The organism is Escherichia sp. HH41S (assembly GCF_009820115.1).
GTDB classification, from domain to species: domain Bacteria; phylum Pseudomonadota; class Gammaproteobacteria; order Enterobacterales; family Enterobacteriaceae; genus Escherichia; species Escherichia coli_F.
Window position 1 is genome coordinate 59,831 of record NZ_VNXE01000078.1, and the last position, 14,692, is coordinate 74,522.

The following is a 14,692-nucleotide window of genomic DNA, read 5'->3' on the forward strand; positions in this document are numbered from 1 at the left end:
CCCCACCCGGTCAGGCAGGGGATAACGTTTACGCCATTAATGGCAGAAGTTGCTGATAGAGGCGACGGAACGTTTCACGTCGTGGCTGATAAGTGGCATAACGCTGCGCATCTGGTAAATGCGACTGTTCTAACGGCAGTTGTGGCAACAACTCAATGAGCGATTTCTCTGGATTCGCCGCAATCTGCGCCAGCCTTGCTGCGCCCAGTGCTGGCCCCACATCCCCCCCCGTGCGGTAATCGAGTTGCTGACCGCTGATATCCGCCAGCATCTGACGCCAGTACTCACTACGCGCCCCGCCACCAATCAACGTAACACTTTGCGGTTTAATGCCGCAGGCATGTACGACATCCATGCCATCTGCCAGCGCATAACCCACGCCTTCCAGCACTGCTCGCGCCAGTTCATTAGCACCATGTTGATGGGTCAAACCAAAGAAAACCCCCTTCGCCTGGGGATTATTGTGTGGTGTACGCTCGCCGGAAAGATAAGGCAGAAACCAAACTGGCTCGGCACTTTCATCAGCCTGTTGAGCAGCCGCGATTAAAGCTGGGACATTGTTCAGGCCCGTTAATTTCGCGGCCCAATCCAGACACGACGCTGCACTCAGCATCACAGACATTAAATGCCAACGCTGCGGGAGCGCATGGCAAAAGCTGTGTACGGCGCTTTCTGGCTTGCTTAAGAACCCTTCGCTGACAGCAAAATAGACCCCCGACGTCCCCAGCGATAACATTGCCTGATTAGCATCAACCATTCCTACACCAACCGCACCAGCTGCATTATCACCACCGCCTGCGACAACTGGCACTGCCGCCATACCCCACGCTTTCGCAACTTCAGGTAGCAAAGCACCAGTAATTTCGCTGCCTTCGTATAATGCGGGCATCTGGTCACGAGATAAGTGGCAAGCCTGCAGCATGACGTCACTCCAGTCACGCTTTGCGACATCCAGCCACATGGTGCCAGCTGCGTCAGACATATCGCTGGCAAACTCCCCCGTCATACGCAGACGCAAGTAATCTTTCGGTAATAATACTTTGTCGATTTGACGGAATATCTCCGGCTCATGCCGCTGAACCCATAGCAATTTAGGCGCAGTAAATCCGGGCATCATCAGGTTACCGGTAATCACCCGTGATTGCGGAACTCGCGCTTCCAGCAAAGTGCACTCTTGCGCACAGCGCCCGTCGTTCCACAAAATGGCAGGGCGTAATACCCGTTGCTGGGCATCCAGTAAGGTTGCACCGTGCATCTGGCCGGCAATACCCAATGCTTTAACGTCCTGCAGAGAATGCTGATCGCCCAGAGCTTTCATTGCGCGATCAGTTGCCTGCCACCACTGTTCCGGGTCTTGTTCCGACCAGAGTGGATGCGGGCGCGAAACGGTCAGCTTTTCCGTTTGCGAAGCAACCACCTCACCCTGCTCGTTGAGCAAAATAACTTTTACGCCCGAGGTGCCAAGATCTATCCCGATATACATATCGATCGTTCCTTAAAAAAATGCCCGGTATCGCTACCGATAACCGGGCCAACGGACTGCACAGTTAGCCGTTATTTGTCGAACAGATAATGGTTTACCAGATTTTCCAGTTGCTCCTGGCGACCACTCTGATGCACCGGAGACAAATTATGTTCCTGAGCATATTTGGCTAAATCTGCCAGTGACATTTGGCCTTTCAGGATTTGCTGGCCTAATTCGCTATTCCAGCCGGAATAACGCTGCGCGATGCGTTTATCCAGCTCGCCATCTTCAATCATGCGTGCTGCAATTTTCAGCGCCAACGCCATCGTATCCATCGCGCCGATATGACCGTAAAACAGATCATATTTATCAGTACTTTGACGACGGACTTTGGCATCGAAGTTCAGACCACCGGTGGTGAAACCGCCTGCTTTGAGAATTTCATACATCACCAGCGCATTCTCTTCCACACTGTTCGGGAACTGGTCGGTGTCCCAGCCCAGTTGTGCATCGCCACGGTTGGCGTCGACAGAACCGAACAGGCCAAGCGCAATGGCGGTGGCAATTTCATGATGGAAAGAGTGACCTGCCAGCGTCGCGTGGTTAGCTTCAATGTTCAGTTTAATCTCTTTTTCCAGACCAAACTGTTTCAGGAAGCCATAGACTGTCGCAGCATCGTAATCATATTGATGTTTGGTCGGTTCTTGCGGTTTCGGTTCGATAAGCAACGTACCCTGGAAACCGATTTTATGTTTATGCTCAACCACCATCTGCATAAAGCGGCCCAGTTGTTCACGCTCCTGACGCAAGTCGGTATTTAACAGCGTTTCGTAACCTTCACGACCGCCCCACAGAACATAGTTTTCACCGCCCAATTTATGGGTTGCTTCCATCGCTGTAACAACTTGCGTCGCCGCCCAACTAAAGACTTCTGGATCTGGGTTCGTCGCCGCACCCGCACCGTAGCGAGGGTTTGTAAAGCAGTTAGCGGTTCCCCACAGCAGCTTCACGCCGCTCTCTTCTTGCTTGCCTGCCAGGACATCAACCATTTGCGCAAAATTATTGATGTACTCTTTTAACGACGCGCCCTCAGGGGAAACATCCACATCGTGGAAGCAATAAAATGGCACATGTAACTTGTGGAAAAACTCAAATGCGACATCTGCTTTACGCTTCGCCAACGCCAGTGCCTCACCAGGCTGCTGCCACGGACGATTAAACGCCCCCACACCAAACATGTCCGCCCCGTTCCAGCAGAAGGTGTGCCAGTAGCAGGCGGCAAAACGCAAGTGCTCTTCCATACGCTTGCCCAACACCAGTTCGTCGGGATTATAGTGATGGAATGCTAACGGGTTAGAGGATTTTGAGCCTTCATAACGAACGCGATCGAGCTGGTCAAAATAGGCTTGCATATTGAACTCCATAATCAGGTAATGCCGCGGGTGATGGATGATGTCGTAATATTGGGCACTCCCTTTCAGTTGCTCAATTATGTTATTTCACACTGCTATTGAGATAATTCACAAGTGTGCGCTCGCTCGCAAAATAAAATGGAATGATGAAACTGGGTAATTCCTCGAAGAGAAAAATGCAATAAGTACAATTGCGCAACAAAAGTAAGATCTCGGTCATAAATCAAGAAATAAACCAAAAATCGTAATCGAAAGATAAAAATCTGTAATTGTTTTCCCCTGTTTAGTTGCTAAAAATTGGTTACGTTTATCGCGGTGATTGTTACTTATTAAAGCTGTCCTCTAACTACAGAAGGCCCTACACCATGAAAATAAAGAACATTCTACTCACCCTTTGCACCTCACTTCTGCTTACCAACGTTGCGGCTCACGCCAAAGAAGTCAAAATAGGTATGGCGATTGATGATCTCCGTCTTGAACGCTGGCAAAAAGATCGAGATATCTTTGTGAAAAAGGCAGAATCTCTCGGCGCGAAAGTATTTGTACAGTCTGCAAATGGCAATGAAGAAACACAAATGTCGCAGATTGAAAACATGATTAACCGGGGTGTCGATGTTCTTGTCATTATTCCGTATAACGGTCAGGTATTAAGTAACGTTGTAAAAGAAGCCAAACAAGAAGGTATTAAAGTATTAGCTTACGACCGTATGATTAACGATGCGGATATCGATTTTTATATTTCTTTCGATAACGAAAAAGTCGGTGAACTGCAGGCAAAAGCCCTGGTCGATATTGTTCCGCAAGGTAATTACTTCCTGATGGGCGGTTCGCCGGTAGATAACAACGCTAAGCTGTTCCGCGCCGGACAAATGAAAGTGTTAAAACCTTACGTTGATTCCGGAAAAATTAAAGTCGTTGGTGACCAATGGGTTGATGGCTGGTTACCGGAAAACGCACTGAAAATTATGGAAAACGCGCTGACCGCCAATAATAACAAAATTGATGCCGTGGTTGCCTCAAACGATGCCACCGCAGGCGGGGCAATTCAGGCATTAAGCGCGCAAGGTTTATCAGGGAAAGTAGCAATATCCGGCCAGGATGCGGATCTCGCAGGTATTAAACGTATTGCTGCCGGTACGCAAACTATGACGGTGTATAAACCTATTACATTGTTGGCAAATACTGCCGCAGAAATTGCCGTTGAGTTGGGCAATGGTCAGGAACCAAAAGCAGATACCACACTGAATAATGGTCTGAAAGATGTTCCCTCCCGCCTGCTGACACCGATCGATGTGAATAAAAACAACATCAAAGATACGGTAGTTAAAGACGGATTCCACAAAGAGAGCGAGCTGTAAGCATTACGCCCCGGCACAGAGCGGGGGCGTGATTTCTCTCCATGCCGTGTAAATTAATTGGCTTAGGTGGAGTCGTTATGCCTTATCTACTTGAAATGAAAAACATTACCAAAACCTTCGGCAGTGTGAAGGCAATTGATAACGTTAGCTTGCGGTTGAATGCCGGCGAAATCGTCTCACTCTGTGGGGAAAATGGGTCTGGTAAATCAACGCTGATGAAAGTGCTGTGTGGTATTTATCCCCATGGCTCCTACGAAGGCGACATTATTTTTGCGGGAGAAGAGATTCAGGCGAGTCACATCCGCGATACCGAACGCAAAGGTATCGCTATCATTCACCAGGAATTGGCCCTGGTGAAAGAATTGACCGTACTGGAAAATATTTTCCTGGGTAACGAAATAACCCATAATGGCATTATGGATTATGATCTGATGACGCTACGCTGTCAGAAGCTGCTCGCACAGGTCAGTTTACTTATTTCACCAGATACCCGCGTTGGCGATTTAGGGCTAGGGCAACAACAACTGGTTGAAATTGCTAAGGCACTTAATAAACAGGTGCGCTTGTTAATTCTCGATGAACCGACAGCCTCATTAACTGAGCAGGAAACGTCGGTTTTACTGGATATTATTCGCGATCTACAACAGCACGGTATCGCCTGTATTTATATTTCGCACAAACTCAACGAAGTCAAAGCGATTTCCGATACGATTTGCGTTATTCGCGACGGTCAGCACATTGGTACGCGTGATGCTGCCGGAATGAGTGAAGACGATATTATCACCATGATGGTCGGGCGAGAGTTAACCGCGCTTTACCCTAATGAACCACATACCACCGGAGATGAAATATTACGTATTGAACATCTGACGGCATGGCATCCAGTTAATCGTCATATTAAACGAGTTAATGATGTCTCGTTTTCCCTGAAACGTGGCGAAATACTGGGTATTGCCGGACTCGTTGGTGCCGGACGTACCGAGACCATTCAGTGCCTGTTTGGCGTGTGGCCCGGACAATGGGAAGGAAAAATTTATATTGATGGCAAACAGGTAGATATTCGTAACTGTCAGCAAGCCATCGCCCAGGGGATTGCGATGGTACCCGAAGACAGAAAGCGCGACGGCATCGTTCCGGTAATGGCGGTTGGTAAAAATATTACCCTCGCCGCACTCAATAAATTTACCGGCGGTATTAGCCAGCTTGATGACGCGGCAGAGCAAAAATGTATTCTGGAATCAATCCAGCAACTCAAAGTTAAAACGTCGTCCCCCGACCTTGCTATTGGACGTTTGAGCGGCGGCAATCAGCAAAAAGCGATCCTCGCTCGCTGTCTGTTACTCAACCCGCGCATTCTCATTCTTGATGAACCTACCAGGGGTATCGATATTGGCGCGAAATACGAGATCTACAAATTAATTAACCAACTCGTCCAGCAGGGTATTGCCGTTATTGTCATCTCTTCCGAATTACCTGAAGTGCTCGGCCTTAGCGATCGTGTACTGGTGATGCATGAAGGGAAACTAAAAGCCAACCTGATAAATCATAACCTGACTCAGGAGCAGGTGATGGAAGCCGCATTGAGGAGCGAACATCATGTCGAAAAGCAATCCGTCTGAAGTGAAATTGGCCGTACCGACATCCGGTGGCTTTTCCGGGCTTAAGTCACTGAATTTGCAGGTCTTCGTGATGATTGCAGCTATCATCGCAATCATGCTGTTCTTTACCTGGACCACCGATGGTGCCTACTTAAGCGCCCGTAACGTCTCCAACCTGTTACGCCAGACCGCGATTACCGGCATCCTCGCGGTAGGAATGGTGTTCGTCATAATTTCTGCTGAAATCGACCTTTCCGTCGGCTCAATGATGGGGCTATTAGGTGGCGTCGCGGCGATTTGTGACGTCTGGCTAGGCTGGCCTTTGCCACTTACCATCATTGTGACGTTGGTTCTGGGACTGCTTCTCGGTGCCTGGAACGGATGGTGGGTCGCGTACCGCAAAGTCCCTTCATTTATTGTCACCCTCGCGGGCATGTTGGCATTTCGCGGCATACTCATTGGCATCACCAACGGCACGACTGTATCCCCCACCAGCGCCGCGATGTCACAAATCGGGCAAAGCTATCTACCCGCCAGCACCGGCTTCATCATTGGCGCGCTTGGCTTAATGGCTTTTGTTGGCTGGCAATGGCGCGGAAGAATGCGCCGTCAGGCTTTGGGTTTGCAGTCTCCGGCCTCTACCGCAGTTGTCGGTCGCCAGGCATTAACGGCGATTATCGTCTTAGGCGCAATCTGGCTGTTGAACGATTACCGTGGCGTTCCCACTCCTGTTCTGCTGCTGACGTTGCTGTTACTCGGCGGAATGTTTATGGCAACGCGGACGGCATTTGGAAGACGCATTTATGCCATCGGCGGCAATCTGGAAGCAGCACGGCTCTCCGGGATTAACGTTGAACGCACCAAACTTGCCGTGTTCGCTATTAACGGATTAATGGTAGCCATCGCCGGATTAATCCTCAGTTCTCGACTTGGCGCTGGTTCACCTTCTGCGGGAAATATCGCCGAGCTGGACGCAATTGCAGCATGTGTGATTGGCGGCACCAGTCTGGCAGGCGGCGTCGGGAGCGTGGCTGGAGCGGTAATGGGGGCATTCATCATGGCTTCACTGGATAACGGCATGAGTATGATGGATGTACCGACCTTCTGGCAGTATATCGTTAAAGGTGCGATTCTGTTGCTGGCAGTATGGATGGACTCCGCAACCAAACGCCGTTCTTGATTTTGATAAAAATTTTCTCAAAACCGGTAACTTATTACCGGTTTTGAGTTTTTGCATGATTCAGCAGGAAAAGAACCATGTTTACTAAACGTCACCGCATCACATTGCTGTTCAATGCTAATAAAGCCTATGACCGTCAGGTAGTAGAAGGCGTAGGGGAATATTTACAGGCGTCACAATCGGAATGGGATATTTTCATTGAAGAAGATTTCCGCGCCCGCATTGATAAAATCAAGGACTGGTTAGGAGATGGCGTCATTGCCGACTTCGACGACAAACAAATCGAGCAAGCGCTAGCTGATGTCGACGTCCCCATTGTTGGGGTTGGTGGTTCGTATCACCTTGCCGAAAGTTACCCACCCGTTCATTACATTGCCACCGATAACTATGCACTGGTTGAAAGCGCATTTTTGCATTTAAAAGAGAAAGGCGTTAACCGCTTTGCTTTTTATGGTCTTCCGGAATCCAGCGGCAAACGTTGGGCCACTGAACGCGAATATGCATTTCGTCAGCTTGTCGCCGAAGAAAAGTATCGCGGAGTGGTTTATCAGGGGTTAGAAACAGCGCCAGAGAACTGGCAACACGCGCAAAATCGGCTGGCAGACTGGCTACAAACGCTGCCGCCGCAAACCGGGATCATTGCCGTTACCGACGCCCGGGCGCGGCATATTCTGCAAGTATGTGAACATCTACATATTCCCGTACCGGAAAAATTATGTGTGATTGGCATCGATAACGAAGAACTGACCCGCTATCTGTCGCGTGTCGCCCTTTCTTCGGTCGCTCAGGGCGCACGGCAAATGGGATATCAGGCGGCAAAACTGTTGCATCGATTATTAGATAAAGAAGAAATGCCGCTACAGCGGATTTTGGTCCCACCAGTTCGCGTCATTGAACGGCGCTCAACAGATTACCGTTCGCTGACCGATCCCGCCGTTATTCAGGCCATGCATTACATTCGTAATCACGCCTGTAAAGGGATTAAAGTGGATCAGGTACTCGATGCCGTCGGGATCTCGCGCTCCAATCTTGAGAAGCGTTTTAAAGAGGAGGTGGGTGAAACCATCCATGCCATGATTCATGCCGAGAAGCTGGAGAAAGCGCGCAGTCTGCTGATTTCAACCACCTTATCGATCAATGAGATATCGCAAATGTGCGGTTATCCATCGCTGCAATATTTCTACTCTGTTTTTAAAAAAGCATATGACACGACGCCAAAAGAGTATCGCGATGTAAATAGCGAGGTCATGTTGTAGCGATGATGAGAATTGTCGGCGTCGCATCAGGCAACGCTGCGTGGTTGTCGCATGCGGCGTGAACGCCTTATCCGACCAACAAGTCGGATAAGGCTTCAGGGAATACAATTACATATGCGCCGCGATTAACCGTTGGTTATCCTGGTACATTGCGAACAGGTAGTTGTTATAACTCTTCCCTTTGGTCGAGTAGCCCTTCAGCTTGTGAATCATCGCTGTGGCAGTCACTTCCTGATCCGCTTTACGCAGTTGTGCACGCGATTTACGGAACGAAGAGTAAGCCGGGTGAGTATTCAGGTTAGTGACATAGGCGCTCACCGATTCTTTGACAGAACTGAACTGTGAGTACCCCTTCACTTTACCCGGCGCATTGGTACAACGTCCTTTCATGCACTTCATGCCGAATAGGTTGTTGTTGCTACGCGCCAGCTTCGACGTTCCCCAACCGCTTTCTGCTGCAGCCATCGTCGCCACCATACTGGTAGGAATAATGTCTACGCGTTCCAGCAAGGTATTCCACGGGATTTTTCGCGTATTACCAGACCACTTCACCTTGTAGCGTTTGGCGATGTCTTTCAGACGCGCACGCTCAGCAGGTGACCATTGGCCCTGATACTGTTTTGAAATGAGCCAGTTACGTTCCGCAGTAATGGCCGCATTTTGGCTGGTAATGTAAGGCATTACGGTCCGGAGAAACGCTTTTTTCCTTGGTGTTCCGGAAGGGTATTTTCGCAAATCAGGAAGTGAACTACTCTTTGCACTATTGCGAGAATACTCTTGTTTACTGCTTACCTGTTTATTACTAGCTTTAATTAAGTGGGACTTTTGACTCGCTGTTGTTGTGTGCGTCTTCGCTAACACCTCACTCGAAAACACCAGAGTGAGTAACATAAGAATCATCGCCCCATATCGTCGTATGGGAGTCAAAATCATCAGGTCTCCTGGTCGGATTTAATCATTCCAACACCTTATATTTTTCACAAATTTGAGAGTTGAATCTCAAATCATATCAAAAATAGCTGTCAAGAGCACCCCAAGGAATAGTCCAAATCTGAAACTATGTCACGAGTTAACGATTCAGATTGGCGCTAAATCGCAGAAAATGTGGGGTTTATCGCAAAATTCAGCCGTTTTTTGCGCGCGATCGCTCACCCTTGCTTCTCATCCTGTGGACTTACCGCTCAGGGATGAGTTTTGTCTGGCTTATCGCTGGCAAACTGTCTGAAATCGCAGCAATAAGGACTCATCCGCCATGAAACTCGCCGCCTGTTTTCTGACACTCCTTCCTGGCTTCGCCGTTGCCGCCAGCTGGACTTCTCCGGGGTTCCCTGCCTTTAGCGAACAGGGAACGGGAACATTTGTCAGCCACGCGCAGTTGCCCAAAGGTACGCGTCCACTAACGCTAAATTTTGACCAACAGTGCTGGCAGCCTGCGGATGCGATAAAACTCAATCAGATGCTTTCCCTGCAACCTTGTAGCAACACGCCGCCTCAGTGGCGATTGTTCAGGGACGGCGAATATACGCTGCAACTAGACACCCGCTCCGGTACACCAACATTGATGATTTCCATCCAGAACGCCGTCGAACCGGTAGCAAGCCTGGTCCGTGAATGCCCGAAATGGGATGGATTACCGCTCACGCTGGATGTCAGCGCCACTTTTCCGGAGGGAGCCGCAGTCCGGGATTATTACAGCCAGCAAATTGCGATAGTGAAGAACGGTCAAATAACGTTACAACCCGCTGCCACCAGCAACGGTTTACTCCTGCTGGAACGGGCAGAAACTGACACATCCGCCCCTTTCGACTGGCATAACGCCACGGTTTATTTTGTGCTGACAGATCGTTTCGAAAACGGCGATCCCAGTAATGACCAGAGTTACGGACGTCATAAAGACGGTATGGCAGAAATTGGCACTTTTCACGGCGGCGATTTACGCGGCCTGACCAACAAACTGGATTACCTCCAGCAGCTGGGCGTCAATGCTTTATGGATAAGTGCCCCATTTGAGCAAATTCACGGCTGGGTCGGCGGCGGTACAAAAGGCGATTTCCCGCATTATGCCTACCACGGTTATTACACACAGGACTGGACGAATCTTGATGCCAATATGGGCAGCGAAACCGATCTCCGGACGCTGGTTGATAGCGCGCATCAGCGCGGTATTCGTATTCTCTTTGATGTCGTGATGAACCACACCGGCTATGCCACACTGGCGGATATGCAGGAGTATCAGTTTGGCGCGTTATACCTTTCTGGTGATGAGCTGAAAAAAACGTTAGGTGACCGCTGGAGCGACTGGAAGCCCGCCGCCGGGCAAACCTGGCATAGCTTTAACGATTACATTAATTTCAGCGACAAAACAGGCTGGGATAAATGGTGGGGAAAAAACTGGATCAGAACGGATATCGGCGACTACGACAATCCTGGATTTGACGATCTCACCATGTCGCTGGCCTTTTTACCGGATATCAAAACCGAATCAACGACCGCTTCTGGCCTGCCAGTGTTCTATAACAACAAAACGGATACCCACGCTAAAGCCATTGACGGCTTTACCCCTCGAGATTACTTAACCCATTGGTTAAGCCAGTGGGTCCGTGACTACGGAATTGATGGTTTTCGGGTCGATACCGCCAGGCATGTTGAGTTGCCCGCCTGGCAGCAACTGAAAACCGAAGCCAGCGCCGCACTTCGCGAATGGAAAAAAGCGAATCCCGATAAAGCGTTAGATGACAAACCGTTCTGGATGACCGGTGAAGCCTGGGGCCACGGCGTGATGCAAAGTGACTACTATCGCCACGGCTTCGATGCGATGATCAATTTCGATTATCAGGAGCAGGCGGCGAAAGCGGTCGATTGTCTGGCGCAGATGGATACGACCTGGCAGCAAATGGCAGAGAAATTGCAGGATTTCAACGTGTTGAGCTATCTTTCGTCGCATGATACTCGTTTGTTTCGTGAAGGGGGCGACAAAGCAGCAGAGTTATTGTTATTAGCGCCAGGTGCAGTACAAATCTTTTATGGTGATGAATCCTCTCGTCCGTTCGGTCCTACCGGTTCTGATCCGCTGCAAGGCACGCGTTCGGATATGAACTGGCAGGATGTTAGCGGTAAATCTGCCGCTAGCGTCGCGCACTGGCAGAAAATCAGCCAGTTCCGCGCCCGTCATCCCGCAATTGGCGCGGGCAAACAAACGACACTTTCGCTGAAGCAGGGCTACGGCTTTGTTCGTGAGCATGGCGACGATAAAGTGCTGGTCGTCTGGGCGGGGCAACAGTAACGTTTCCGGCTTCCCGTTCGTCAGTACCTCGGGAAGCCGCCAACCAGGATAAAATGTCAGCCCTAATCAGAGTTGCAGGATAAAGCACCACTCCCACTTCAACAGACCGATTTGCACCCCAGCAAATGTAGCGTTATTGTTACCTTCCTTGCTACAGAGTTCGACAGATATCCCGCTATGACATTCTCCCTTTTTGGTGACAAATTTACCCGCCACTCCGGCATTACGCTGCTGATGGAAGATCTGAACGACGGTTTACGCACGCCTGGCGCGATTATGCTCGGCGGCGGTAATCCAGCGCAGATCCCGGAAATGCAGGACTACTTCCAGACGCTACTGACCGACATGCTGGAAAGTGGCAAAGCGACTGATGCACTGTGCAATTACGACGGTCCACAGGGGAAAACGGAGCTACTCACACTGCTTGCCGGAATGCTACGCGAGAAGTTGGGTTGGGATATCGAACCACAGAATATTGCACTAACAAACGGCAGCCAGAGCGCGTTTTTCTACTTATTTAATCTGTTTGCCGGACGCCGTGCCGATGGTCGGATCAAAAAAGTGCTGTTTCCGCTGGCACCGGAATACATTGGCTACGCTGACGCCGGACTGGAAGAAGATCTGTTTGTCTCTGCGCGTCCGAATATTGAACTGCTGCCGGAAGGCCAGTTTAAATACCACGTCGATTTTGAGCATCTGCATATTGGCGAAGAAACCGGGATGATTTGCGTCTCCCGACCGACGAATCCAACAGGCAATGTGATTACTGACGAAGAATTATTGAAACTGGACGCACTGGCGAATCAGCACGGTATTCCGCTGGTGATTGATAACGCTTATGGCGTCCCGTTCCCAGGCATCATCTTCAGCGAAGCGCGCCCGCTGTGGAATCCGAATATTGTACTGTGCATGAGTCTTTCCAAGCTGGGACTACCGGGTTCGCGCTGCGGCATTATCATCGCCAATGAAAAAATCATCACCGCCATCACCAACATGAACGGCATTATCAGCCTGGCGCCTGGCGGTATTGGTCCGGCGATAATGTGTGAAATGATTAAACGTAACGATCTGCTGCGCCTGTCTGAAACAGTCATCAAACCGTTTTACTACCAGCGTGTTCAGGAAACTATCGCTATCATTCGCCGCTATTTACCGGAAGATCGCTGCCTGATTCATAAACCGGAAGGAGCCATTTTCCTCTGGCTATGGTTTAAGGATTTGCCAATTACGACCGAGCAGCTCTACCAGCGCCTGAAAGCACGGGGCGTGCTGATGGTGCCGGGGCACAACTTCTTCCCAGGGCTGGATAAACCGTGGCCACATACACATCAATGTATGCGTATGAACTACGTGCCGGAGCCGGATAAAATTGAAGCGGGGGTGAAGATTCTGGCGGAAGAGATTGAACGCGCCTGGGCTGAAAGTCATTAAAAATTGCCTGATGCGCTACGCTTATCAGGCCTACATCATTTCTGCAATATATTGAATTTGGAAGAATTTGTAGGCCGGATAAGGCGTTTAAGCCGCATCCGGCATAAACAAAGCGCACTATTCCTGCGTTAAAAAACGCCGGAAAAACGTTTCAAACAGACTGCTGTCGTAGCCGATGCCGCTGCACTTTCTCGACATCCATGCATTGCAACGCTTGTGTTGGGCAAGCTTCAACACAAGCCGGTCCCGTCGCCCGATGCCAGCACAGATCGCACTTAATCGCCCTCGCCTTTGTGCGTGAAGAAACGACCTCCATCGCACCAAACGGGCAAGCCAGCATACAGCTTTTACAGCCAATACAACGTGATTGTTCAACGAAAATATGCCCATGTTCGCGACTTATCGCGTCAACAGGGCACACATTTGCGCACGGTGCATCTTCACACTGATGACAGGCTACTGCCGTGGTGTAAGTATGATCTTTAATGACACGAATACGCGAAATAAACTCACCGGGTGACAACGCAGCGCAATCCTGATTCTCCTGATGCGACACTGCGCAAGCCACTTCACAGGTACGGCAACCGATACATTTCGTCGCATCCGCAATAATAAACCGGTTCATGATCACTCCTTTGCACTAAAACAGCAGAGTGCCAGAGAGCGCGTCTCTACTGCTTTGATCCAACGAAGGAAATGTTAAAGTTTTGGCACTTGTCCAGAGCGTTATGTGATCGCGCCCTGGTCGTCCCTGACAGTAAATCCCAGTTCATTAGAAATAGCCTGCGCGGTTTCACGCAGTGGTTTCAGGAGATTTTTCTCCCCCACCTGTTTCAGGCGTGATGTCGAAAGCGAAATCGACACGGCGTACGGCACCCGCCCATGAATATCAAACACCGGAACAGCAATACAGGAGACGCCGAGTTCGTTTTCTTCTCTGTCCATCGCCGCTCCGCTTTCACGAATGTGCGCCAGTTCGTCGAACATCGCGGGCAGCTCGGTAATGGTATTGCGGGTTAACGGCTGGATCTCATGCTGATGGCTTTCCCAGTATGACTTCACGTAGTCCGGGTGACCAAACGCCATATAGATCTTGCCCATTGCGGAACAGTAGAGCGGCATATGCTGGCCTATATAAGCTCGGGTTCGCAGCATCCCGGTCGTGGGTTCCAGCTTATAAATCAAAATAGCGTGATCGTCTTCGCGGCTGGAGAAGTTAATGGTTTCACCAGTGGCGATGTTCAGTGCCTCAAGATGCGGAGCGGCGATATGAATGATATTCAGCGAAGACAGCGCCTTCTGCCCGACGGCAATAAATTTGGTAGTCAGGCGGTAACTCCCTGCGGCGGGCGCGGTGGTCACATAGCCGCAGGATTGTAATCCCTGCAATAAGCGATGGACGGTACTCTTATTTAAACCAGCCAGCTCCGAAAGATGCGCCAACGGACAACCGTTCGGATAGTTGCTCAAAATCTCAATCAGCATCAACCCGCGAAACAGACTCTGGCTTCCGGCTGGACGCTCTTTTTCCTGCGCCATCTCGTTCTCTTTTTTTCCCATCACTTCTTTCCCCATTTTGTCGCGTCCTGATGGTAGCGCAAAGTGTGTCGTAGTTCACGATCTCGACAGATAATTTATAACCACTTGATTTTTAAGTTTTTTGAAATTCATCAATCAGATTGCTTTGTTAAAAAGCGATCGATATATTT

The 14,692-nt window shown here is 49.9% G+C and carries 11 protein-coding genes; 6 read left to right on the forward strand and 5 right to left on the reverse strand.

Annotation, left to right across the window (positions count from 1 at the left end):
- Positions 1 to 28: 28 nt before the first annotated feature.
- Together xylB and xylA are read right to left on the reverse strand one after the other, a co-directional pair.
- Positions 29 to 1,483 (reverse strand): xylulokinase, encoded by a 1,455-nt coding sequence (gene xylB / locus FQZ95_RS15370; RefSeq protein WP_000275397.1) that lies wholly within the window; start codon positions 1,481 to 1,483, stop codon positions 29 to 31.
- Positions 1,484 to 1,554: 71 nt separating this feature from the next.
- Positions 1,555 to 2,877, reverse strand: coding sequence for a xylose isomerase (gene xylA, locus FQZ95_RS15375; RefSeq protein WP_001149573.1), 1,323 nt, complete (start codon positions 2,875 to 2,877; stop codon positions 1,555 to 1,557).
- Between the two features lie 365 nt (positions 2,878 to 3,242).
- Here xylA and xylF point away from each other — a divergent pair, with 365 nt between their 5' ends.
- From xylF to xylR, 4 genes are all read left to right on the forward strand, one after another.
- On the forward strand, positions 3,243 to 4,235 hold the full coding sequence (gene xylF, locus FQZ95_RS15380; RefSeq protein WP_001296518.1) for a D-xylose ABC transporter substrate-binding protein: 993 nt from the start codon (positions 3,243 to 3,245) through the stop codon (positions 4,233 to 4,235).
- 77 nt (positions 4,236 to 4,312) lie between these two features.
- Positions 4,313 to 5,854 carry a D-xylose ABC transporter ATP-binding protein gene (gene xylG, locus FQZ95_RS15385; protein WP_001146488.1) on the forward strand — a complete coding sequence of 514 codons (1,542 nt, stop codon included), beginning with the start codon at positions 4,313 to 4,315 and terminating at the stop codon, positions 5,852 to 5,854.
- A complete protein-coding gene (gene xylH, locus FQZ95_RS15390; RefSeq protein WP_000045978.1) occupies positions 5,832 to 7,013 on the forward strand; it encodes a xylose ABC transporter permease XylH in 1,182 nt (393 codons plus the stop codon). The genes xylG and xylH overlap by 23 nt, the downstream gene beginning before the upstream one ends.
- A gap of 77 nt (positions 7,014 to 7,090) precedes the next feature.
- Complete coding sequence (gene xylR, locus FQZ95_RS15395) at positions 7,091 to 8,269, forward strand: D-xylose utilization transcriptional activator XylR (protein WP_000494484.1); 1,179 nt, start codon at positions 7,091 to 7,093, stop codon at positions 8,267 to 8,269.
- A gap of 108 nt (positions 8,270 to 8,377) precedes the next feature.
- Here xylR and FQZ95_RS15400 read toward each other — a convergent pair whose 3' ends face one another.
- The gene (locus FQZ95_RS15400) at positions 8,378 to 9,202 is read right to left on the reverse strand and encodes a protein bax (protein WP_105277714.1); all 825 of its coding nucleotides are present in this window, start codon (positions 9,200 to 9,202) and stop codon (positions 8,378 to 8,380) included.
- Between the two features lie 319 nt (positions 9,203 to 9,521).
- Here FQZ95_RS15400 and malS point away from each other — a divergent pair, with 319 nt between their 5' ends.
- Positions 9,522 to 11,552 carry an alpha-amylase gene (malS, locus tag FQZ95_RS15405; RefSeq protein ID WP_105288450.1) on the forward strand — a complete coding sequence of 677 codons (2,031 nt, stop codon included), beginning with the start codon at positions 9,522 to 9,524 and terminating at the stop codon, positions 11,550 to 11,552.
- 177 nt (positions 11,553 to 11,729) lie between these two features.
- A complete protein-coding gene (avtA, locus tag FQZ95_RS15410) occupies positions 11,730 to 12,983 on the forward strand; it encodes a valine--pyruvate transaminase (protein ID WP_000144350.1) in 1,254 nt (417 codons plus the stop codon).
- Positions 12,984 to 13,134: 151 nt separating this feature from the next.
- Here the strand turns inward: avtA and FQZ95_RS15415 are convergent, their stop codons facing one another.
- Both FQZ95_RS15415 and yiaJ read right to left on the reverse strand, forming a co-directional pair.
- The gene (locus tag FQZ95_RS15415; RefSeq protein WP_001353579.1) at positions 13,135 to 13,608 is read right to left on the reverse strand and encodes a 4Fe-4S binding protein; all 474 of its coding nucleotides are present in this window, start codon (positions 13,606 to 13,608) and stop codon (positions 13,135 to 13,137) included.
- Between the two features lie 101 nt (positions 13,609 to 13,709).
- Positions 13,710 to 14,558 carry an IclR family transcriptional regulator YiaJ gene (gene yiaJ, locus FQZ95_RS15420; RefSeq protein ID WP_000514241.1) on the reverse strand — a complete coding sequence of 283 codons (849 nt, stop codon included), beginning with the start codon at positions 14,556 to 14,558 and terminating at the stop codon, positions 13,710 to 13,712.
- Positions 14,559 to 14,692: the final 134 nt, after the last annotated feature.